The organism is Clostridium acidisoli DSM 12555, from assembly GCF_900176305.1.
GTDB classification, from domain to species: domain Bacteria; phylum Bacillota; class Clostridia; order Clostridiales; family Clostridiaceae; genus Clostridium_I; species Clostridium_I acidisoli.
In genome coordinates, this window is sequence record NZ_FWXH01000005.1 from 107,574 (window position 1) to 131,588 (window position 24,015).

Annotated in this window: 22 protein-coding genes and 1 pseudogene; 17 read left to right on the plus strand and 6 right to left on the minus strand. The window is 33.5% G+C overall.

Annotated features, from left to right (window positions below; all coding sequences use genetic code 11):
- Positions 1-34: 34 nt before the first annotated feature.
- The 4 genes and pseudogenes from B8978_RS09285 (at position 35) to B8978_RS09300 (ending at position 2,032) form a co-directional block, all read left to right on the plus strand.
- Positions 35-340 carry a GGDEF domain-containing protein gene (locus tag B8978_RS09285; RefSeq protein ID WP_423236717.1) on the plus strand — a complete coding sequence of 102 codons (306 nt, stop codon included), beginning with the start codon at positions 35-37 and terminating at the stop codon, positions 338-340.
- 372 nt (positions 341-712) lie between these two features.
- Positions 713-999 (plus strand): annotated as a pseudogene (locus B8978_RS09290) (YdcP family protein).
- A 20-nt stretch (positions 1,000-1,019) separates the two neighbouring features.
- Positions 1,020-1,412 (plus strand): YdcP family protein, encoded by a 393-nt coding sequence (locus B8978_RS09295; protein ID WP_084115474.1) that lies wholly within the window; start codon positions 1,020-1,022, stop codon positions 1,410-1,412.
- A 122-nt stretch (positions 1,413-1,534) separates the two neighbouring features.
- A complete protein-coding gene (locus tag B8978_RS09300) occupies positions 1,535-2,032 on the plus strand; it encodes a hypothetical protein (protein WP_084115486.1) in 498 nt (165 codons plus the stop codon).
- Between the two features lie 433 nt (positions 2,033-2,465).
- Here B8978_RS09300 and B8978_RS20410 read toward each other — a convergent pair whose 3' ends face one another.
- Positions 2,466-2,654: an ATP-binding protein gene (locus tag B8978_RS20410; RefSeq protein WP_278326918.1), complete on the minus strand. Its 189-nt coding sequence runs from the start codon at positions 2,652-2,654 to the stop codon at positions 2,466-2,468.
- Between the two features lie 410 nt (positions 2,655-3,064).
- Between B8978_RS20410 and B8978_RS09315 the strand changes: the two genes are divergently transcribed.
- Both B8978_RS09315 and B8978_RS09320 read left to right on the plus strand, forming a co-directional pair.
- Complete coding sequence (locus tag B8978_RS09315; protein WP_242950529.1) at positions 3,065-4,027, plus strand: P1 family peptidase; 963 nt, start codon at positions 3,065-3,067, stop codon at positions 4,025-4,027.
- A 71-nt stretch (positions 4,028-4,098) separates the two neighbouring features.
- Positions 4,099-5,616, plus strand: coding sequence for an arylsulfotransferase family protein (locus B8978_RS09320; RefSeq protein WP_084115488.1), 1,518 nt, complete (start codon positions 4,099-4,101; stop codon positions 5,614-5,616).
- An 884-nt stretch (positions 5,617-6,500) separates the two neighbouring features.
- Here B8978_RS09320 and B8978_RS09330 read toward each other — a convergent pair.
- Positions 6,501-7,100 (minus strand): TetR/AcrR family transcriptional regulator, encoded by a 600-nt coding sequence (locus tag B8978_RS09330; protein ID WP_084115489.1) that lies wholly within the window; start codon positions 7,098-7,100, stop codon positions 6,501-6,503.
- Between the two features lie 428 nt (positions 7,101-7,528).
- Here B8978_RS09330 and rarD point away from each other — a divergent pair, with 428 nt between their 5' ends.
- The 10 genes from rarD (at position 7,529) to B8978_RS09375 (ending at position 19,979) form a co-directional block, all read left to right on the plus strand.
- Positions 7,529-8,440, plus strand: a complete 912-nt coding sequence (gene rarD, locus B8978_RS09335) for an EamA family transporter RarD (protein WP_084115490.1) — start codon at positions 7,529-7,531, stop codon at positions 8,438-8,440.
- A 172-nt stretch (positions 8,441-8,612) separates the two neighbouring features.
- Entirely contained in the window at positions 8,613-9,623 is a 1,011-nt protein-coding gene (gap, locus tag B8978_RS09340) for a type I glyceraldehyde-3-phosphate dehydrogenase (RefSeq protein ID WP_084115491.1), read from the plus strand.
- 246 nt (positions 9,624-9,869) lie between these two features.
- On the plus strand, positions 9,870-10,193 hold the full coding sequence (locus tag B8978_RS09345; protein ID WP_084115492.1) for a sigma factor-like helix-turn-helix DNA-binding protein: 324 nt from the start codon (positions 9,870-9,872) through the stop codon (positions 10,191-10,193).
- Positions 10,194-10,427: 234 nt separating this feature from the next.
- Positions 10,428-10,556 carry a hypothetical protein gene (locus tag B8978_RS20415; RefSeq protein ID WP_278326919.1) on the plus strand — a complete coding sequence of 43 codons (129 nt, stop codon included), beginning with the start codon at positions 10,428-10,430 and terminating at the stop codon, positions 10,554-10,556.
- 8 nt (positions 10,557-10,564) lie between these two features.
- On the plus strand, positions 10,565-10,762 hold the full coding sequence (locus B8978_RS19495) for a conjugal transfer protein (protein ID WP_242950530.1): 198 nt from the start codon (positions 10,565-10,567) through the stop codon (positions 10,760-10,762).
- 730 nt (positions 10,763-11,492) lie between these two features.
- Positions 11,493-12,470, plus strand: a complete 978-nt coding sequence (locus tag B8978_RS09355) for a sugar ABC transporter substrate-binding protein (protein ID WP_084115493.1) — start codon at positions 11,493-11,495, stop codon at positions 12,468-12,470.
- A 17-nt stretch (positions 12,471-12,487) separates the two neighbouring features.
- A complete protein-coding gene (locus B8978_RS09360; protein WP_084115616.1) occupies positions 12,488-13,816 on the plus strand; it encodes a sensor histidine kinase in 1,329 nt (442 codons plus the stop codon).
- Positions 13,809-14,486, plus strand: coding sequence for a response regulator transcription factor (locus B8978_RS09365; protein WP_084115615.1), 678 nt, complete (start codon positions 13,809-13,811; stop codon positions 14,484-14,486). The genes B8978_RS09360 and B8978_RS09365 overlap by 8 nt, the downstream gene beginning before the upstream one ends.
- Positions 14,483-15,802, plus strand: coding sequence for an extracellular solute-binding protein (locus B8978_RS09370; protein WP_084115494.1), 1,320 nt, complete (start codon positions 14,483-14,485; stop codon positions 15,800-15,802). Before B8978_RS09365 ends, B8978_RS09370 begins: the two co-directional genes overlap by 4 nt.
- Before the next feature lie 481 nt (positions 15,803-16,283).
- Positions 16,284-19,979, plus strand: coding sequence for a GH32 C-terminal domain-containing protein (locus B8978_RS09375; RefSeq protein WP_084115495.1), 3,696 nt, complete (start codon positions 16,284-16,286; stop codon positions 19,977-19,979).
- A 373-nt stretch (positions 19,980-20,352) separates the two neighbouring features.
- Here B8978_RS09375 and B8978_RS20525 read toward each other — a convergent pair whose 3' ends face one another.
- The 4 genes from B8978_RS20525 to B8978_RS09385 form a co-directional block, all read right to left on the minus strand.
- Positions 20,353-20,670: a DDE-type integrase/transposase/recombinase gene (locus tag B8978_RS20525; protein ID WP_139796019.1), complete on the minus strand. Its 318-nt coding sequence runs from the start codon at positions 20,668-20,670 to the stop codon at positions 20,353-20,355.
- Positions 20,671-20,715: 45 nt separating this feature from the next.
- The gene (locus B8978_RS20530) at positions 20,716-21,012 is read right to left on the minus strand and encodes an IS3 family transposase (RefSeq protein ID WP_139796020.1); all 297 of its coding nucleotides are present in this window, start codon (positions 21,010-21,012) and stop codon (positions 20,716-20,718) included.
- 155 nt (positions 21,013-21,167) lie between these two features.
- On the minus strand, positions 21,168-21,515 hold the full coding sequence (locus B8978_RS19510; RefSeq protein ID WP_176212661.1) for a transposase: 348 nt from the start codon (positions 21,513-21,515) through the stop codon (positions 21,168-21,170).
- 157 nt (positions 21,516-21,672) lie between these two features.
- Complete coding sequence (locus tag B8978_RS09385) at positions 21,673-22,287, minus strand: TetR/AcrR family transcriptional regulator (RefSeq protein WP_084115496.1); 615 nt, start codon at positions 22,285-22,287, stop codon at positions 21,673-21,675.
- A 158-nt stretch (positions 22,288-22,445) separates the two neighbouring features.
- Here B8978_RS09385 and B8978_RS09390 point away from each other — a divergent pair, with 158 nt between their 5' ends.
- On the plus strand, positions 22,446-23,891 hold the full coding sequence (locus B8978_RS09390; RefSeq protein WP_084115497.1) for an MDR family MFS transporter: 1,446 nt from the start codon (positions 22,446-22,448) through the stop codon (positions 23,889-23,891).
- Positions 23,892-24,015 lie beyond the last annotated feature (124 nt).

A 24,015-nucleotide genomic window follows, 5' to 3' on the forward strand; every position in this document is an offset into this window, starting at 1 on the left:
AGAATATACAATAAAAGGAGGACTTTCTAATTTTATTAATTTAAAAGGTTTAGCACAGATTTTTATTGATGCATGTAGAACTTATGATGTGGTATCTAGAATGGGAGGAGAAGAGTTTTCTGTAATATTATTAGATTGTTCGAAGTCTAAGGCTTTTAAAATTGCAGAAAGATTAAGGAAGAATGTTGAAAATAATGATTTTTGCATTTCAGATAATAAGGTTATAAAAATTACAATTTCAATCAGAATATCATCATATCCTCAATTGACAAGTCAAATTGATAATTTAATTAAAGATGATGATGTTGCATTATATGAAGCAAAAAATAGTGTTGTTTAATAATTATAAAACTTAATGAAAAATTCATTATGATGAGTCAAATAAATTTAAAATACAATTATAAGTAAAATTAGATGCTTTGTTATAATATTAAAAAAGTATAAAAGATCACAATATGGCGCTTATATCCATGATGTGGTCTATTTTCTATGGGAAAAATTAGAAAGGCAGTCGTTTGTATACAACGAAAATATGAGGTACGTTCACCACCATTAAAAACTAATAAAATTTTTCCTAGTCTGTTTAATTTATATCTACCTAAATAACTGTATTTTTATGTGGCAGAATAGAAAAAAATCAGAAGTAAATTGTTTATTTTAAATATGAAAAGAAGAAAGGTAAAAATATGAAATGAAAATATGAATCCCAAACATGGAAAATACATTCAGAAATTTAGAACATGCTGGTGAAGGTAATGTTGAACAGAGAAGGTTAAATGGACGTAGTACAATTTTATCACGAAGCTACAATTTATATTCAGATATTCAAGAGCAGATGATATTGTTGTTATTCTTCCACTTGAAGCAGGCAAAAAGTATTTTGAAGTTGAAAAAAGAGTAAAGCTTATAAATCCACGAATTACCGCAGAAGGTTATAAGATTGGAACTCGTGGATTTACAAATTATATTCTTCATGCAGATGATATGGTAGAAGCATAAGGAAAGGAAGGTAAATTTATATGAGAGTAGCAAATGGGTTTGTTATTGATAAAGAGGCCACATTTGGAAATTTAAAGTTTTCTGCTTTAAGACGTGAGGTGCATTTACAAAATGAAGATGGTACGGTATCAGATGAAATAAAGGAGCGTACTTACGATTTAAAGTCAATAGGGCAAGGAAGAATGATTCAAGTTAGTATTCCTGCAAATGTATCTTTAAAAGAGTTTGACTACAATGCAGAAGTTGAAAGAATAAATCCTGTGGCAGATACTGTTGCTAATGGCACTTTTCAAGGTGCAGATGTAGATTGGTATATCAAGGCGTATGATATTGTTTTAAAGAAACATGTCTCTACTGTTAGCCAAAATCACCAATCACAGGGAAACAAAAACAATAGTAATAAAGTAGATTAGGAGAGGAGATATAAGCTGTGAAGTACTATATATATCGTGGCAAGAGAGTAATCTCTTGGATGACCAGTTGAAGAATATTAAGCACTAAAAAAAGAATTAGGGGTTAATATTTGTAAATCAGTATGTTCCTCCAAGAAGCCATAAAAGGTGACACTAAGGGGGGAAGTAATCCTGAAATTAGTTTAAATCCTAAGTTAAAAAAATATGTTTGTGATTCATTTGAAGGTATAGGAAAAGAATCACAAGATAATTTCAATAAATATTTGAGAGAAAATATTTGGTGTAATGAAATGTTATCTAATGCAGATAAGATTGATATTATGATAGCTAACTTTCATAAGTTAACCCCAGAACAGAAAGTTAATTTTAATGTTTCAAATGATGTAAGAGTAATTAAAAATGATGAAAAATCTAATTGGGGAGAATGGCCAGATATTGATTGGCTGGATTTGCCAGAATTAAATAAAGACACTGCAAAGGATGTATATAATGAGGTGACAGGGAAAATGGATATCATTATACACAAAATGAACGTTCTATTTGTTATATTGAAGATGAGTATGCAAGAAATGGCGATCAATTTAATGAGACATATTATAAAGATGCAATTGATACTATAAAAGATTTTGATATTGATAATCCAGAAGAATCAGTTAATAAAATAAAAGTGTTAGGTATAAATTTAGAAAAGCTAAATATTGTTATTGGACGAAAAACAAATATACCTTTTTCGACGGGTTGTTACTTTGAAGATGGAAATTGAGTTTTGTATGGTGTAGATGAAAGACAAAACTTTTCAATTGTTGAAAAGGGTGATGAAGATAGAATCTTTAAGTTTTTATACATGATAACAATGGGGAAAATAGGTAAATAAATTTATTGGTGAGATTACATTAATTAATAATGAGTTAAGTTGAGTGGTAAGTAGGTATAATATCTAGATTGATGTATTAATGTCAATATTATTATGTACAATTATACCAGTTATCTTTATTAGAAATTTTAGAAAGAGCAGAAGCTGTTCTATAAGAATTTCCTAATATATTTACAATACTAGAATGGTAACCTATCCAGAATAGCGCTAGCTATCATATTATCCACAAATATTTGACTCAAATCTGACAAATTAATGTTACTGGTGATTATTGTACTTTTTTGCTCATATCGTCTATCAATTAGTTGAAAAAACATCTTAGCTTCTTGTTCACCAATTAGCAAGTATCCTATTTCATCTATAATCAATAGTTTGTATTTGCTAAAATGTTTTATCCTACTTTCAAGCCTATTTTTTAAATAGGCTTTTTTAGTTGCTCGATAAGATCATGATAATAGCTCCATTTGTAATTCCATAATTATTTGGTTTTTTATTATTTTGATTAATTTTATTACAAATCATTTTTATCACTTAGTATTCTTATATTTATTGGAACAAAATGCTTTTGTAAACATATAATATATATTACCAATCTTTAATTAATATACAAATTAAAGATAAATAGATGTATAAACATTTCAAGGAACTAAAGCTAGCAGGATGTATTGTGTTAATAAAAATTTATAATACAATGGCGCTTGTAAAAGTTCAACATCGTATTCAGCAAATTTTTGGTGATAATCATATTTTAAAAGTTTAAAAGATAAAGGTGAGATAATTGAATAATAAAAAAATTCAAGAATTAAAAACTACAAATATGGGGGGACTTACTGATGTAGCTGGTATATTAGTTGGAAATGCTGAGGATAAAAGTGGACGTACAGGATGTACAGTGATTCTCTGTCCTAATGGTGCGGTGCCTGGTGTATCTGTAGTTGGAGGAAACCCTGGAACTCAGCAGACAGATAGCATTCGCCCGGGTAGTAAAGAGGAACCTGTAAAGGCTATTCTCCTTACAGGCGGTAGTAATTTTGGGCTAGCAGCAGCGAGTGGGGTAACACGTTGGCTCTTTGATCATGGTATTGACTTAGTACCTATAGTACCAACAGCAGTTATTTTCGATCTTGTCTTTGCTAAGGGATCAATGCCGCCTAATGCAGATCTTGGATATGCCGCTTGCCAAGCTGCGAATGCTGGTAAAATAGAGGAAGGAAATGTGGGTGCTGGAGCAGGAGCAACTATAGGAAAATTCTATGGTAGGCCGATGAAAGGTGGACTAGGTACTGCATCTCTTCGTATTCCTAATGGACCTATAGTAGCTGCACTAGCAGTGGTCAATCCACTTGGAGATGTATGGGATCAAGGGAATATCATCGTAGGAGCGTTACGTTCTAATGGAACCTTTGTAAATCAAACCCGAGCGATGTTAGATGGTGTACCATCACCGCTTTTTAACCAGACTAGAAACACCACAATCGCTGTAATAGCTACCACTGAACGTTTAAATAAAGCAGAGGCTAGCCGTGTGGCAACACTTGCCCAAGATGGAATGGCTAGAGCTATATCACCAGTTCATACCCAATGGGATGGTGACACAGTATTCTGTCTTGCCCTAGGTTCTGAGCCTAGTAAACTGACAGGCGATGCTGCTGTTACGGTAGTTGGTACAGCTGCTGCAATAGTGCTAGAGAGAGCCATTATACGTGGGGCATTGTCAGCACAATGTGTAAGTTACAAATAGTAATTATTAATCAGATTCTATAAAAACTAATTTCTAATAGTTATTTTATATGACGGGGGATGATAATTCAAATGGATAATTTCAAATTAGAAGAGTCATTACAAAAATGTACAAATAATTATTCAAAGGTGTGGAACTTTGTTTCGGCCCATGACTTGCATCCTATGAAGGTTACCATTAATATGAACAAAGGTGGAACAGCTCCTGACCTAATATTTGTTTCACCATATACTCTGTATGAGGCAACTATGATTGGTCAAACAGGTGCACTAATTATGGATCAAGCTGGCAACCCAATCTGGTTTAGACCTCTTAGTAATAGATATATACAGAATTCGGACTTTAGGGTTCAATTTTATAAAGGTAAGCCAGTTCTTACCATGTGGCAGGGAACCATATCAGGAACTCAGTCTGCAAATCCTAATCTTCCAGCGGGTGATCCTGAACCTGGCGCTTATTTTCAAATTATAAATCAGAATTATAAAATTATTAAGAAGCTTATTGCTCAAAAAGGATATACGGCTGATGTGCACGAGTTTACTATTACAAATCGAAATACTGCTTTGTTTACTGCGGTGAAACAAGTTCCAGCAGATCTAACACCCTATGGAGGACCAGCAGATGGATACTTTGATAATTATTCTATTCAAGAAGTTGATCTTGAGACCGGCAAGTTGATTTTCTTTTGGAGTGCACTTAATCATGTTGATCCGGCAGACTCAATGATTTCTGCATCATCTGCAACTAGTTCTAATAATATTTGGGACTGTTTCCACGTAAATTCAGTTGAAGAGGGATCAAATAATACACTACTAATTAGAATGCGTAACATGTGGGCTATTTATAATATTGATAAAAAAACAGGGAATATAATTTGGCAACTTGGTGGAAAACAAAGTGATTTTACTTTATGTCCAAAAGCTAAATTTTCTTGGCAGCACGATGCCCGTTATAGACAAGGAAAAAGGATAAGTTTGTTCGATGATGGCTGTTGTGCTTCTGCAAGCTCTCCACCTGAGAGCAAAGCACATGGCTTAATACTTAAGTTGGATTTTCAAAACATGTCTGCAAAGGTAGATCGGGCCTATTATCATGACCCAATGTTATATGTTCCAAATCAGGGAAATCTTCAAGAATTATCTAATGGAAATCAATTAGTTGGGTGGGGGCAGGAACCATATGTTTCTGAATTTGCAAATGCTGGTAATACTGAAAGAGATCCTTCATTAAATTTTTTATATGATATGCAATTTCCTAATCAAAATTTATCTTATAGGGCCTTTAAGAATAAATGGGTAGGTCTACCACTTTATAAACCTAATATTGCTTTAGAGGCATTTCGTGAAAATTCGGTGATTGTTTATGCATCATGGAATGGTTCAACTGAAACCATAGCTTGGCAGGTATTAGTTGGGCTAAAACCTAATAGGTTGTCAGTAATTGTAGATAGCACACCTCGTACTGGATTTGAGACAGATATTTATGTCAATTCATGTGCACCATATTTCCAAGTGAATGCATTGAATTCATGTGGTGATGTTATTGGTACGTCGCAAATTGTTCACTTAAATGAAAAAGGAGGACAATAGTATCTTCACTATATTTGGTGGCTTGATTTTTTTAGCATAATTAATAATGTTAAGAGTCCAATATACATTATGGCTAAAAACGATAATATGCTGGCAATTCTGTGGATACTGAATAATTTTATCAAAGCACCCTGCTATTTGATATGGAAGAAAAAAAGGCACTCATTCATGCTGCTGTTTTTACAAAAGAAGCTGGATACCCTTTGAGTGAGGAATTAGGCAATGAAACATCAAAGTTGAAAACGAATTCGAATTAGGAGCAGGCTGTAGCTATTAATTAGAAGGGGGTTAGAGGGATTTTAACAAGGGTCAGGCAAGACTCAATCATTAATCCAACAAGTTTAAATTCATAAGAAAAAATAGAATATAAGGAAAGATATTCGCAAGGGAAAGGACATAGGTTTTAAGGGAAATAAAGAGAAGTAATATTGATTAGAGTTTTTTGCAATTACAAAAAAGATTAGTTATGAAAGTGGTAAAGAAAGCCATGATTTTTATGGAAAAACTGTGCGTAGACTTTTTTGAAACAGCACCGAATAATGTCGGTTTGAAGGTGATTTTTTGAGCAGTCTTTTTTGGAAGTGTACAGGAGCTAAGGGATATAGTACCATCCATGCAAGGATTGCCAAAGAAGGTGAGCATCCCTTGCAACCGATACGGAGAACCGTACCATAAATAAATGCGAACTTTACTAAAATTGCGCATATAATTAATATGAAATGACTTACAATAAGTATTTTTTCTTTATGTAAAATTATACATAGGTTATTTCAAGTTCGGAGGGCTTTCAGCCCAGACAGTAACAGACCATTGCAGGGCTGAACAAACCACAGTCTAATGGTTATGATTCATATTCACTAATGTAGCGGCTTAGAAGAAAAGAACTAAGATGATTGGAATGAAAATTGTTCTAAATACTTGGATAAACATTCAATATTAAATTGCATATGCCGATTATTTCCCTCAAGTTTACTTAGCATTATGCCACCTTCTAAGACGGAAAAAATGAAAGTAGCAAGAGAATCAGTATCAAGATTGGGCTTTAACTCGCCGTTCTGGATACCTTCATATAGAATTCCCTTAATATATTGTAGCATCCTTTCGATACTTTGTTGGGCTTTCTTTCGTAATTCAGGGTGAGTATCATCACTTTCAACGGCCGTGTTTAATACAGGACATCCTCCGATAAAGGGAGGATGTTCCACAACTTGCTCATAGACTTTGAATAAGGACATAATCTTACCAATAGCTGATTGTTGTTCTTTTGCGGCTTCGGTAAATTTTTCATTAACAATTCCTACTGCATAATCATAGGCCTCAAGCGCAATCTCATCCTTACATGCAAAGTGACGATAAATCCCTCCCCTCTTGATTCCAGTTACTTCAGTAATATCGGAGAGTGAAGATCCTGCGTAGCCTCGCTGATTAAAAAGTTCAGCAGATTTCTTAATGATATACTTGCGTGTGTTTTCTCCTTTAGTCATAATATCCTCCAAGGAATGTAATTATTAGTAGCTTCATCCTCATTGCACAGTTTATTTTTTATTTAATTTATTATAGCATACCTCCTAATAATTATATAGTTATTACAAAACAGGGGTTATTTCTTCAGCGAACTTGGCCTTTTAATTCACGAAGCCGCTTCTGTAATTAGATATAATAAAAAATGTCCATAACACAAAAAATATGAATATAAAGTTGAACTTTTTTCATAATTGTGTTATTATGTTTAAAAAGATACCGTTCGATATCTTTTTAAACATAACAAAAGGAGTTGAAGATAATAAACGACACATGGTTTAAAGAACGTAAATATGCTTTGTGGATTATCGGCTTTATTGGAGCACTATTATGTTCCATTATGGCTAGATAATTTCTAAGTGAAAACAAAGATAGAGGGGGAGGAAAATAAATGAATAATCGAAATACAGCAGGCGTGATATATGCAATTGCTGCATATTTAGTATGGGGAATTTTACCGATATACTGGAAGCTGTTAGACAATGTATTTCCAATGGAAGTTTTAGCTCATAGAATTGTATGGTCATTAGTATTTATGTGCATAGTTATTACAGTAACTAAACAATGGGATGAATTTAAGCATATAATTAAAGATAAAAGACAAATGTTATATATTTTTATTGCATCAATTATGATCACTATTAATTATGGGGTATATATATGGGCTATTAATTCAAATAAAATTATAGAGGCAAGTCTTGGATATTATATTAATCCCTTATTGGCAGTACTATTGGGAATTATAATTTTTAAGGAAAAAGTGAATTTTTTGACAGGTACAGCACTTATCGTTGCATTGGTTGGAGTTTTGATAAAAGCTATTCAATATGGTAAAATCCCATGGATTTCTTTAAGTTTAGCTGTTTCCTTTGCACTATATGGTGCAATTAAGAAGTCTGTAAGTGTAAGTCCTACAGTAGGGATAACGCTTGAAGTAGCTATGATTACTCCTTTTGCGTTAATATATATAGGATTAAGAAATATTAGCGGAGTTGGTGCATTTAATACGCAAGGGGCATCGATAATCTTTTTACTTATGGGATCTGGAGTAGCTACTGCCGTTCCTTTGCTACTTTTTGCAAGTGGCGCTAAAAGAATTCCTTTATCATTAATTGGTTTTACACAGTATATTTGTCCAACTATAGTTTTGCTTATTGGAATATTTATGTATAATGAAGGATTTACAACTATTGATATGATAGCTTTTGGTTTTATATGGTTGGCTATAGTTATATATTCTTTCTCACAAGTAAGTCTGCGTAAAAATTTGAAAAGTTTAGAGAACATTAATAAGATTAGCTAATAATAGTTAAGTGATTTTTTGGAAAAAAGGCATAACAAACTTATGCTTTTTGAATTTCATGTTAATTTGGTTAGATTCCTTTGGGAATTTAAATAAAAAAAAGTGTAATGTTGGTTAGAAATAGTTCTCTATCAAATGTTACAACTAGATTATACAAGGAGGAAAATAAATTATGGTAGTAAAGGTTGCAATTAATGGTTTTGGACGCATTGGTAGACTTGCTTTTAGACAAATGTTATCCGCAGAGGGATATGAGGTAGTAGCAATTAATGATTTGACAAGTCCCGAAATGTTGGCCCATTTATTAAAATATGATTCTGCACAGGGACGCTATGCTTTAGCTGATAAAGTAGAAGCGAAAGAAAGTTCTATTGTAGTAGCGGGAAAGAAAATTGAAATTTACGCTCAAAAGGATCCTAAAAATCTCCCTTGGAGAAAACTTGATGTAGATGTAGTTTTAGAATGCACAGGCTTTTTTACGTCAAAAGAAAAAGCAACGGCTCATATTGCAGCAGGAGCTAAAAAAGTAGTTATCTCTGCTCCAGCAGGAAATGATTTACCCACAATTGTTTATGGAGTAAATGAAAATATTTTGACAAAGAACGACACGGTCATTTCAGCAGCTTCTTGTACAACAAACTGTTTAGCTTTAATGGTTAATGTACTTGATAAGTTGGCTTCAATTGAAAAAGGATCCATGACAACAATTCATGCTTATACAGGCGACCAAATGACCCTAGATGGCCCACATGCAAAGGGTAACTTACGAAGAGCACGTGCAGCGGCTTTAAATATCGTTCCAACTTCAACTGGTGCAGCTAAAGCAATAGGGTTGGTGATTCCTGGATTAGAAGGAAAATTAGACGGCGTATCTCAAAGAGTTCCTGTTCCAGCCGGATCTATCACTGAATTAGTAGCTGTGGTAAATAAAATTGTAGAGAAAGATGATATAAATACTGCAATGAAAGAGGCAGTTTCCGATTCTTTTGGATATACAGAAGAACAATTAGTTTCCTCAGATATAATTGGCATAACATATGGTTCATTATTTGATGCTACGCAAACAAAGGTTACTTCACTTTCTGATGGAAAGTCCTTAGTGAAGGTTGTGGCATGGTATGATAATGAAAATTCGTATACAAGCCAAATGGTTAGAACAATTAAATATTTTGCCAAATTATAATATATGACTTAATAAAAAGTATGTGTTTTATAAATCTTATTATGTATTGTCGATAAAAACATACTGCTGTGCGGTAAATAAAAAATATTATAAATTGGGATTTTGGCAACATATTGAAAACATAATTAAATCAAAAGCACATAAACAGATTAAGCAGTCTGATTATGTGCTTTTTTGGAAGTTACGTTGCGGAAAGGGGAGAGAGGAAAGCCCTCAACCACTTAGTGACGGAAAAGGGGTGAATTTATGCAATCATCTTCTTTTGAAAAGGCATTGGAAGTAGAATTGGAGAACTTTTATAACATAGACAAATACCCTAGTGAGTATACGGCATTTAATGTTCTTGGAATGGAAATACAAATAATGGATGAGAAGTTAAGTGAAATTCTAAAAGTGCTACCAGATAAGAAAAGAAATATTATATTACTATCATACTTTATGGATATGTCAGATCTAGAAATTGGAAAACTAATGAATCTTGTACGCAGTACAATTTATCGGCATAAGACAAGCATACTAAAAGAAATAAAAAAATTGTACAAGGAGGAAGCAGAATATGAAGAAGAATAAAAATCTATCATTTGATATTATTGTAGTTTAGAGATTTAATGCGAAGTATATATTTTATCCTCTTTCCAAAATGCTTATTTAATATCATATGAAAGTTAATCAAATAATTATTGTTTAATATCTAAATGCGATTATTGTCAGTTGTGCAGTTTATTTGTACATTGGCGATATATGGATTGAACTCTTTTCTTACGCCAGTACTTTCTGTACTAAAATGTATTGGAAGCATATATTATGACTTTATTGATGGTCTATCTTGCTCCATATATTATTACTTTGCCTAATTTGATTTTGTCAGAGGTTGGAGTGGTCGGCATTGGAAGTCAACTATCAGAAGCACAGGCTGGCGATCCCATAAGATAGAAAATTTTGTGAGGAATTTTGCAAAAGATTGTTATACATGGCAACCGTCGCAAGTTTCAATTGATAGTAGAAATGAAGCAATTAAAAAATATATTATAGAGGAATTGCAAACTTTAAATGTTGATACAATTTGCAGCGTACCTTTAAAATCAAACTATGAGCCAAATGCAAAAGAAGATAATGGAACGTGGATGTTGATATTATAGGACAAATCAACGAATTTCTAAAGACATTTTTTAAACTCTATCCAACGGCGACTGAAAATGAATTATAAAATTGAGGCATCAGTATCAGTGAAATATCTTGACCAGTAGACAAGGGCAACGCAAATTTCACAGTTTCATATGATTCTAGAAAAAGATATGAATTGGATAATGCGACTCCTCTACACATTCACAATGGAGCTTATAATATTTTTAGATTCGATGTGATTTCTGATTATTAAAATAAAGGAGTAGCGGTGCAATCAATGGATTATTTAATAAAGGTATTTGAATATCCAAACACGGTGATTCTGAAGTATATGACTTTAAAGTTTTAATCAAATATGCTAAAAAGCAATTATTTTACACATAATCAGCTGTAATGACTATTATTAAAAATATTCGTTTGTTTGCTATGAATTTCTAGGAATTTTAGAGAATTTCATGTTGGTGATTTCAGGCGCTAGCTAACTAATTTTTAGTTCAATGGTTTCATAGATTAAATAGTTATATTTTATCTATGAAACATATTTACTATAAAGAGTTATTTTGTTAGACTTTTATTATGTATAGATTATATTTAATAGATAAAATATAAATTGAGGGATGAAACATGATGTGAGTCATATTTAGAAATAACAAAGTATAAATAGAATTATGTATAATAAAGACATTGTGATAGAATTTAAATAAGTTTATGTGGGTTACCATAGGAAAAGAGTGGGATGTGTTAATGAACAAAAACTATAAAAAAATATTAATAGCAATATTGTTAATTTTTATTGTTGGCTTTATTTTAATTAACTTAAAAATGTTTGAAAAAAATGGTGAAGACTACTCTGCAAGACAAATAGAAAATAGGAAAAGGTTTGGAGCCACCTATATGACAACGAATAATAGATTTTATGAAATAATTAACGATGAAATACGTTCGGTTGTAGAGAGCAATGGAGATATATTAGTAACAAGGGATGCAGCCTTAGATAAGGAAAAGCAAACGCAGCAGATTTATGAGTTTATTAAATTAAAGGTTAAAGCTATTTTTATAAATCCTGTGGATTGGAAACAGATAAAGCCAGCATTAATGGCGGCTAAAAAGGCAGGAATACCTGTTATTGTTGTTGATACACCTGTTTATGATAATAAGCTAGTTTCCTGTACAGTAATATCTGATAATTACGATGCCGGAGTTCAATGTGCAAAGTACCTTATGAAAGTGAAGTCCAAAGCTAATATTATGCTAATTGAACATTCTGAAGCAAAATCTGGTATTGATAGGATTAAGGGATTTGTAGATACTATTGGCAGCAATAAACAATACAAAATAGTTGCTGAAGGTGATAGTGAAGGACAATTAGATAAAGCTATGCCTCTAGTGAACAATTTGATTAAAAAACATCAAGAGGTAGATACAATTATGGCATTAAATGATCCAAGTGCTCTTGGCGCACTAGCAGCACTTAAAGAAAATGGATTATTAGGCAAGGTTATGGTATTTGGAGTGGATGGCTCGCCTGAAGCTAAGACAATGATTCATAATGGATTTATGACTGCCACTTCTGCTCAGTTTCCCAATAAAATAGGATATATAGCTGCTGAGAAAGCTTATGATATTTTAAAAGGAAAAAAGGTAAAAAAAGATGTAATTGTTCCGATAACTTTAATATCAAAAGAAAACGTTATACAATATGAAATAAGTGGATGGAAGTAATGAATGGAAGGGGAATTATGGAATCAAACAGAAACTTAAATTATATTAGCTTATTTATGATTTTTATAAATTTCACCATTATAGTTTTTATTTCGGGAATCATGGCTATAACTTTATATAAAATCAGTTTGGGATTTATGGCAAGGGATTTTTTGGATCAAATTACGGTTATACCATGGAAACCACAGAATATAACTATTGTGGCTATAGGAGCTTACATAATATTAATAGCATTAATCATGTTAAAAAAGAAATATATAGATTCATTTTTAAAGTGGCAAACAGCTGCCTTGCTATTAGGTGAGATTTTTTTAAGCGTCGCAATAATGACAGCGCTAAATATGAGTTATAACGGAATTGTGTTATTTATTATTGCTGATTTAGTAACAAATACCAAAGATAAAGGCAATAAAATTATATTTTTGGTTCTTATGATAATCATATATATGCTTAGTGTTTATGATTTTATATCGCTTAAAATAAAGATGGTGTCCTTTGAAAGTTTTCTGTTTTATTATAATGCTAATATGCGAAGTTATTTAATGGAACTAAAAAGTTTACTGAGTACTATAAATGTTATAGTATTTATAGTATATATGATTGTACTTATTCAAGATCAAATGCGAGAAAATGAAAAGATAACTTCATTAAATAAAAAACTAAATTTAGCTAATGAAAAATTAGAGGTTATGAATGTACAATTAAAGGATTACGCTGCAAAGATAGAGTCAATGGCTGAAACTAGGGAACGCAATCGCTTGGCAAGGGAAATTCACGATACGCTGGGGCATGCACTTACAGGAATATCAGTTGGGATTGATGCTTGCTTAACAACAATAGATATATCTACAGAGACAACTAAAAAACAGTTGAATGTTATTGCAGAGGTAGCAAGACAAGCTATTAAAGATGTAAGACGTTCCGTGAAAAAACTTCGACCCGATGCACTTGAAAGTTCTAGTTTAGAAGATGCATTAAATAATATGATTTTGCAGATAAGTAAGGCTACAAAAGCAAAAATATTTTTTAATTCAAATATAAAATCATTAAAATTTGAGCATGATGAAGAAGATACTATTTATAGAATTGTACAAGAAGGAATAACAAATGCAATACGTCATGGACATGCTACAGAAATTTATACAAGTATGATAAGGAGGTATAAGCAGTTGAATATAACAATAAGTGATAACGGCGGGGGATGTACTAATATAAAAAAGGGTTTTGGATTAAAACATATAGAAGAAAGGGTTAAGTTATTAAATGGGACTTTAGAATATGAAGGCAGTGATGGGTTTTTAATAACTGTAAATATTCCGATTAGGTGGGGTGATGAAAGTGATTAAAGTATTAATTGCTGATGATCAAGAGCTAATTAGGCAAAGTTTAAAAGTTGTTTTAAGTGCAAATAAAGATATTGAAGTTGTGGGAACTGTATGTAATGGAAACGAAGTAGTTGAATCGATTCGTAGGTATAAACCAGATGTAATATTAATGGATGTACGTATGCCAGAAATGGATGGGGTTCAATGTACAAAAATTATAAAAGAATCTTATCCTAATATTAAGATTATAGTGCTTACTACTTTTGACGATGATGAATATATATTTAATGCTTTAAAATATGGAGCTAGTGGATATTTGCTTAAGGGTGTTTCTATGGATGAACTCATAAAGGCAATTCACACTGTTGTAAATGGAGGAGCAATGATTAATCCAGATATAACGGCTAAGGTTTTTAAGTTGTTTTCTCAAATGGCTCAAGGAGATGTTTCTGTTCAGGCTGGTGCTAAAAAGAACCTAGATGATATATGTGATATAGAATGGGATATAATAAAATGCATTGGTTTTGGTTTATCAAATAAAGAGATTGCAAAAAAGCTTAGATTGTCGGAGGGAACTGTTAGAAATTATTTAAGTAACATATTAAATAAGCTTAATTTTAGGGACAGGACTCAGCTGGCTATTTGGGCAGTTCAAACTGGGGTTATAAGAAAAATGGTGACAAAAAAATGAATTTAAAAAGGTATAAGAAATCTATAGTGGCAGCTATTTTAATTATAATTATAGCAGGAAGTTTTTTTATTTATGTAAAGCTTTTAGAAGCAAGGAAAAACGTAGTGTTAACTGTTGGAATATTCTGTGGGAGTTGGAATACTCCTAGTGAAAATACCTATAAAATTTTAGATAGTGCCATACTAAAGTTTGAAAAAAGCCATCCAGGGGTAAAAATAGAATATTCAAGTGGAATATTAAAAGAGGATTTTTCAGAATGGATTTCAGAGAAAATTCTTTTAGGAAAAGAACCTGATGTGTTTATGGTGTTACCAGATGATTTTAATGTGTTGTCTTCAACAGGATCATTAAAAAATTTAGATAAACTAATTAAAAATGATAAAGATTTTAATAGCAGTAAATACTATGAATCTGCTTATGAATCTGGAAAGTATAATAAAAGTCAATTCGCGCTTCCTTATGAGAGTGTGCCAACATTAATGATGGTAAATAAAACGCTTCTAGATAAAGAAGGTATTCCTGTTCCTAAGAATAATTGGACATGGGATGATTTTTACAACATTTGTAAAAAAGTTACGAAAGATACAGACAAAGATGGAGTTATAGATCAATTTGGATTTTATGATTATACATGGGAAGATGCAGTATATTCTAATGGAATAAAATTATTTAATACTGCTGGAACAAAGTCATATTTTGGAGATGAAAAGGTAGAGGAGGCTGTAAACTTTGTTAAAAAGTTAAACGACGTGAACAATGGTTACCGGGTGACATCACAAGTATTTGATATGGGAAAGGTAGCATTTCGTCCACTATCATTTTCGGAATATAGAACATATAAACCTTATCCTTGGAGTATAAAGAAATACTCCAATTTTGAATGGGACTGTATTGAATTACCATCTGGCCCAAATGGAAAAAATGTTTCTCAATTAAATACTTTGCTTATGGGGATAAGCAGCCGTACAATGCATGAAAAACTTTCCTGGGAATTTTTAAAATTATTAACCTATGATGAAAAAACGCAGAAGAATGTTTTTAAATATTCCGAGGGAGTTTCACCGATAAAAGCTGTAATAGAATCTCCAAAGAATATTGATGAAATAAATAAAAGCATTCCTTCAGAAAGTTCTTTAAGCATGAAAATTCTTGATAATATTATGAAAAGTGCAGCAGTTACTCCTAAATTTAAAAAATATAATGCTGTTATGATTAAAGCAGATAATGATATGAATAACATAATAAATGGAAAAGAGGATTTAGATACAGCTCTTTTAATTTTGCAAAGAGATATAAATAATATGTTAATAAATTAAAGTTAAGGTTTAGTTTTAATTGATTACAAAGATTCACACCTAAAGTTCCATAGGAACGGAGGAATTTTTTCATTATAATACCGTGTAATGTGAGGTAAGTGTATTGCAGGATGATTTAAATAAAATTTTATTTAATATCATGTGATGCGCTTACTTCATATTTATATAGAAGTAATTACAAATGTCATATAAAATATTACATTTGTAATGATATATTGATTACAAATTATAGGAGATTACAAATTAAAATATCATTAAAATTAAAAGATGTAAACGTTAATCAGTACTGATGAGTTTGGTCAAATCTGTGAACTGTGCATATAAGTTATTAAACATTTGAGATTAGGGGGTGGAAGATGGAATGAGTGCAGATAAATTTGAAAAAAATTTCAGACAGTTATTGAAAACGTTTTGAAGTGAGATGAACTTATATCAGCTATGAAAATTGCCAAAGTGGATTTTATTATTTAAGGGGGTAAATATGAGATTAAAGAAGATAGCTGTGTTATTAATTAGCAGTATTGTGATTGTTACAAGCAATAATTTTGTAAGAGCAAGCGCATCAACATCAAGTATTTCGGCATATAGGAGTGAAACATATCGTCCGCAGTATCATTTCACACCAGATACTGGTTGGATGAATGATCCAAATGGTATGGTTTACTATCATGGGGTATATCATTTATTTTATCAATATAATCCGTATGATATAGTTTGGGGACCTATGCACTGGGGACATGCTGAAAGTAAAGATATGGTAAACTGGACACAGGAGCCAATCGCTCTTGCACCAGATGCAAATGGAGACATTTTTTCAGGCAGCGTGGTTGTAGACTGGAATAATAGCAGTGGTTTATTCAATAAAACATCAGATCATACTGGTTTGGTTGCTTTTTATACAACTAACTCAGCAACTACAGGACAACAGTATCAAAGTATGGCCTATAGTACAGATGACGGAAAAACATGGACAAAATATAATGGTGGTAAGGCAATAATAGCTCAGCCAATAAACACACCTAATTTTAGAGATCCAAAGGTATCTTGGGATAATGCACATAACAAATGGGTTATGGTTATTGCAGCAGGTGATGAAATACAATTTTATTCTTCTAATAATTTAAAGGATTGGACTGAGACAGGAAAATTTGGAGCAGAAGGTGAAGCATCTCACGCTGGTGTTTGGGAATGTCCGGATTTATACCAAATGACTGTAGATGGACATAATGATAAAAAATGGGTTTTATCAATAAACATGGGAGCATCCTCAAGTCCTGATTCACCACCAGCAGGAGGCTCAGGAATGATGTATGTTGTTGGAGATTTTGATGGCAGTAAATTTATAGCTGATCCTAAATTTTCAGTAACAAATTATATTGGAGCTAGTGACATCGTCAAAGGATATTATTTACTTCCAGGAGACACTATTAAGGTTTATGATGCACAAGCTGGTGGAAATATGTTAGGAACAGCTACAGTATCAGCTAGTCAATCTACGGCTACTGTAAATTTAACTAAAGATTTAGGTTCTGGTAGTGGAAAGACATGGATATCAATAACACGCAATGGAAAAGAAGGAACTAGACTAGAGAGTGATTATTCTTCAGAGGTTGCTTCAGCAAATACAGGTACTTCAACAAGTACTGGAACAACCGCTGTAGCACCTGCAGGTGAGGACATTACCAATCCTGACTTTGAAACAGGTGATTTAACAGGATGGACAGTAACAGGAAATGAATGGTCAAATAAGAATGTAGTAGATAATACAACATGGGGTGGAGGATCTGGTAAATATCACTGCTCTGGTTACGTGGATCCTGCAATAGGAGGTGCTGGAGATGCTGGCACAGGTACGTTGGAATCAACTGTATTTACTTTAGGTGGAAATGGAAGCATCAATTTCTTAATTGCAGGTGGGGATCTTCCAAAATCCGTATATGTTACTTTGGAAGATGCTACTACTGGTAAGGAATTAACTCAGTTTAAAGCATCAGGTGAAAGCTCTGCTACCGTTAGAAGGGTGAATTGGGATGCATCAGCATATCTTGGTAAAAAGCTTCGTATAAAAGTAGTAGATAACGCTACTGGTGGTTGGGGTCACATTGACGTAGATGATTTCCATGTATATAATACAGTTCTATATCAACCACCAGCAAGTCAATTGCCTACATATCCAGTAAATTGGGTTGATTATGGACCAGATTTTTATGCAGGAGTTACTTGGAATGATACTACACCACAGACTAATGCAACTACTGCAAAATATGGAAAATATGTTCCTGATGGAAGACGTATTCTATTAGGTTGGATGAGCAATTGGGCATATGCAGATCAGACACCTACATCTACTTGGAGAAGTGCTGATTCCATTCCAAGAGAAGAAAAATTAGTAGCTACAGCTGATGGATATAAGATTACTCAACAACCTATAAAGGAACTTGCAAGTCTTCAACAAACTGCAACAAAAACTTTAGCTAATACAACTGTAAGCAAAGGAAGTACCGTGTCGTTAGGTTCAAGAAGCACATATGAAATTACATCAACATTTAATGTTAACTCAACTACTGCTAATGAATTTGGAATTAATGTAAAAACAGGTGGAGCTCAGTATACAACTATTGGTTATGATAAAGCAACTTCAACATTATTTTTAAATCGTTATAACTCTAGTAGCTATGATTTCCTAGATTATATGCCAAATAAACAGGAAGCACCACTGAAACCAGATGCAAATGGTAATGTAAAAATTCAAATTTTGGTAGATAATGACTCGGTGGAAGTTTTCGGAAGTAATAATGATAATGCTTCAGTTACAATTACGGATCAAATTTTCTCAGATGATTCAAGCAGAGGAATACAGCTATATAGCACAGGTGGAGACACTAAAGTCAAATCTTTAGTAGTAACTCCTTTAAAATCAGCAAAATTTACTCCTTATGTAAATACTACTTTACCTTATAATCCAAAAACTGTACCAGCATCTCTTCCAACAAGTGATTTTGAGTCAGGAACTATTCCTTCTTGTTGGAAACAAACTGAAGGTTACGCTAATACATTTAAAGTTTCAAATGATACTACATGGTGGGGAGGAACATATAATCAAGATGGAAATAATTTCCTTACTACCGAAAAAAATGGTGATGCATATTCAGGCATATTGCAATCTGACTACTTTAAACTCAGTGGCGATGGAAAGATTAGCTTCTTAATTGGTGGAGGAAATTATCCTACATCAGAATATTTAGCTCTAGTAGACGGTGCTACTGGTACTAAATTATTTTCAGCAACAGGTACAGATAGTGAAACATTAAGACAAGTTATCTGGGACGCTTCAAAATATGTAGGGAAAGTGGTATATTTAGAAATTGCGGATGAAAGTCAAAGTAGTTGGGGACATATAAATCTTGATGACATAGATGTACCTCATTTTAATAGCAACATTAAAAAATATAGAACTACAGGAACTTGGGGAGAAATTGGACCATATGGAATGCAAGGTTCAAGTACTGCTACTGTTTCTAATGCACTATACAAGGCGGCCCAAAATGCTAAAAACTTAATTTATGAAGCTAAGGTAAGTAATATAGCTTCTACTAGTAAAACTAAAGATGGAGAAGCAGGACTAGTATTTGGAACTAGTAAAGATCTAGCAAAAGCTTATGAGTTTAATATTGATCCAAGTAAAGGAGTGGTTCGTCTATTCAATAAAAAAGATGGTAAAGATTTAGCACCTGAGGCTAAGGAAACGATAAGTAGTAATAAATCGTACGAACTAAAAGTAGTAACAAGTGGAACAAATATTAAGGCTTACTTAGATAGTACAAAGGTATTTGATATAAATGTAACTGGTTATATTGGTGGGAATGTAGGACTTGATGTATTGGATGGTTCAGCAGATTTTCAGGATGTACTTTTCCAGAACTTAGATAACTTAAACATTAATCTAGGAGCTTCTTTAGCTGTAAAGCAGACCATTAATTTAGGTATAACTGCTACAAATGGTGGGAATGGTTCCAATGTAGACATGAGCAGTTTAGATATTGTATATTCTAGTAGCAATCCAATAGTAGCAACAGTGGATGCAAGTGGGAAAGTAACTGGAGTAGCATCTGGTACAGCAATAATAACTGTAAAAAGTGAGGGGAAAACAGCAGAATGCTTGATTTATGTTCAATGATAAGGAAAAAACAATTTAACAGTTAAAGGTATAATTAAAAATAGATGGAGTGGCAAAATAGATTGCTCATGCCGAGTAAACGGTAAAAAAGGATCGTACAGGAATACCTGAACTTATTAAGTATCCCATTACCATCCTTAGCTTATAAAGTACGTGGTTTTATTTAACATTAGAATGAAGAATTTTTAAATGAACCGACCTCTGTCAAGTAGACAGGTTAAATAATTAAAATGTATAAGTTGATGTTACAATTTTGTTAGTGGCATTTCTTATGCACTTTGTGAGGGGGGGCGGACATTTTCTTGGACCGGCTAAGCTGCAAATCCAAGGCTTTGTCTGTACTCCTAAGGACTCATATTTCCTAATGGTATTTTTATTCGTTTTTCAATCGTCCAAACAAACCTTCGCAAGCGGAGTTATCCGGAGAACATCCTTTCTTAGACATTGACCTCGTCAGTCCTGCCTTATCCATTCTTTCTATCCAACCAGACCATCTGTAATGGCAGCCTCTATCAGAATGAACTATAGGATGCTCATCATTGTTTAAAAGAGCAATGGCGCTATGGAGCATAGAGTTTACTAAATTTGAATCTGGACAAGTACTGATTGCCCAACATGGCAATAAACCATCAAAGCAATCAACGATTGGAGACAGATATGCTTTCCCTACAGGAATAGCAAATTCTGTTATGTCAGTTAGCCATTTTTGATTTGGTTTATTCGCATGGAAATTTCTTTATATAACATTTGAAACAGCTGGTGATATTTCTTCTCTATAAGAGCTGTATTTTCGCTTCTTTCGAATTTTGACTACTAGATTTTCTTGCTTCATTATTTGTCTGACAACTTTTTCTGAAACCATACAACCTTCTTTTCCTAAAAGCCCATAAATACGACGATAACCATAGCGCCCTTTGTTTTCGTTGAACATTTCCTTTATACGTTTACGTAATTGGGCATATTTGTCTGGTTTTGATAGGACGTTCTCTTGGTAATAATAACAACTCTTTGAAAACTCAAGTTTATCCAGCAATAAGTGGCAGTGAGTATTTATTCTTCAAAGCATCGACTATCACTACCTTTTCCAGATTACTGAGAACTGTCTGGTCAATGCCTGGGTCTTTTTTAATACATTTATTGTTTCTTTCAAAATATCTATTTCAAGTTGCATGTCAACCATATGAGCTTTTAATTCTCAACTTCAGTGTTGAATGCAACTGAACCTTCTTTTAAAGTTTCAGGCTTGATATTTTTCTTGTTCATTAATGCAACCGCACCCTTCTTAAGATACTTTTTTCGCCATGCATAAATACTGGCTCTTGTATAACCAATATCTTGTGATACTGATTTTATACTTTCTCCCAATTTAAAGCAACGATGTAATGCATCCATTTTTACTTCAACAGATGGATTTCGTGGATGCGTTTTAGTATTAATGAGTTCAATTACCTTTCTTTGCTTTTCTTGCTTACATTCATCATGAATCCTTTTAGTAGGATACCATAGTGTCCGTACTGTTTTCGTTACAGATCGCATCGATGATATAGTTTCAATGCAATATCAACTTTTTCATGAGTATCATCTTTCACAAGCTCCTTTCGAAGCCCTATTGAAGTCCGACTTTATGTCCGCACCCCCATTTAAGAGTAGTATAAATGGTGATCAATTTAAACCTCAAAGAAAAAAATTATTCTCATTTCATAATACCTGCCTGCACATGAACAAGAGGAATAAAAATAGTATCAACAATCTCTTCTATAACCTCGTCAGATATAGGTTCTTTTCTGGTAAGCAATTCATAACGCACTAGATCTACAGGTAATGAAATGATGCGCATACTTAACTTTTCAAGGTTGATTTCGCCACGTAGTTCAGCGTTTTTAAGGATAGCTGTAATAGCTGCTGTAAGTTTGTTTTCTGCTCCCGGCTGGATAAGATGAGGTATTGAAGAAATTATGGTACTTCCTATATGTTCGGCAAGAAGCTCTATTATCGCTTGAGTCCCTATCTTCTTCAAAGGTTTTATTAGTTCCAGTAAAAAATAAAAAACATCATTGCGTAGATTTCCTGTGTTGGGGATTTCATTTGATGAATTTTGAAGATATTTGTGCAGAACGGCGATGACAAGCTCAGATTTATTTGACCAACGACGATAAAGCACGGCTTTATTCGTTTCTGCTCGTGCTGCGACTCCTTCCATTGTCAGACTATTATAACCGACTTCGGTAAATTCCTTCCAAGCTGCCTCAAGAATGGCGTATTCTAGGGCTTCTCCACGTCGTCGTGTACCATTTTTTTGTTCATTCATTTTTTATTTTCCTCCAAGTTTCAGGTATAATGAGCTTTTTAATATTTTCACATAAGAAACACAAAAGTACCTTATTGACAAAAGTATATTTTTATTATATCATGGATTTATAAGAAACTCAAACGTTTCTTAACAGCAGTTATGAAAGGAATTTGCATATGAATACAATACCTAATGAAAAATTAAAAAAAGAAAAGTTTGATCAAGTACTCAGAGTTGCCATTATTTTGGTGGTTGGTGCGCTTGCGCCACTGTTTGATTCAACCATGGTTAATGTAGCGCTCCATACAATCGCGGCTGATATGAAAGCAGACATTTCTATCGTTCAATGGATTACAACTGGATACGTTCTGGCTATGGGACTGGCTGTTCCGATTTCAGGATGGGCCACCAAACGTTTTGGAGGCAAGCGGACCTACATCTTTTCATTGATAATATTTTTAATGGGCTCTATATGCTGTATGTTGTCATGGAACATAGGAAGTATGGTTGCTTTTCGGATTATTCAAGGAATCGGTGCCGGCTTAATGATGCCTACACTGCAAACAGTGCTTGTACAAGTTGCTGAAGGACGTAATCTTGGAAAGATAATGTCCATTGTCAGCATACCAGCTGTCCTTGGGCCAATACTCGGTCCAGTGTTAGGAGGAATTATCGTCAGCGGTTTGAACTGGCGTGCAATCTTCTGGGTTAATATTCCCATTTGCATTGTAGGAATTTTGTTGGCTTTGTGGGGAATACCGACAGATAAACTTTCTGAGAAGAAAAATTCCCTTGATGTGGTAGGTCTGCTACTGCTCTCTCCTGCATTTGCTTTTCTGATCTATGGAATTGCCCAAATTGCCCAACATGGGAGCTTAAGCAGCAGGGCGGTCTATGTTCCTATTATTATCGGTATCGTTTTGATGGCATCCTACGTAATCTATGCTCTGAATACGAAACGGGAACCGGCTTTGAATGTGCGGATGTTCAAATCCGTCAATTTTACTGCTTCCAATATCCTACTGATTTTTAGCGGAATTATCACGAATGGGGCTATGTTGATACTACCACTTTATTATCAGGAAGTGCGTGGTGCAAGTGCCCTGTCTGCTGGCTTGTGGATGATTCCTCAAGGCATAGGAATGCTGCTCACAAGAAGCTGGGTTGGAAAAGTGGCTGATCGTGACGGTTCTCGTAATATTGTGCTTATGAGTCTCGCTGCTACTGCAATCGGTACGCTGCCATTTGCTTTTGCCAGTACGGATACAAATTTAGTTATTCTCTCCATTGCCTTGCTAATCAGAGGAGCTGGGCTTGGTGGTTTGTTTATAGCAATCATGATGTCTGCTTATATTGGATTTCAAAAAGAACAGATTCCACACGTAAGTATTGCTACAAGGATTTTTCAGACCATCGGTGGGGCTTTTGGGTCAGCTATTCTTGCCACTGTTCTTCAGCGCCATATGGTTGGACATGTAGGCTCAGACCTTCATGCAGTTGCAGGTGCATTCAATGTTTCTTTTTGGTGGGCAATTGGGCTTACTGTTGTAGCTGCAATTCCAACGTTGTTCTTAACAATGCGTAAAAGGCCAGAACAGGAAGTAGTCATGCAAGAAAAATAATAGGTGAATATTAGGTTGGTACAGCTGTTGAGGTTACCAAGTCTCATTCAAAATCTTACACCACGTTCTTATATTACGAAACGTGGTGTTTTAACATCATAATGTTATTGACAAATACTTCTCT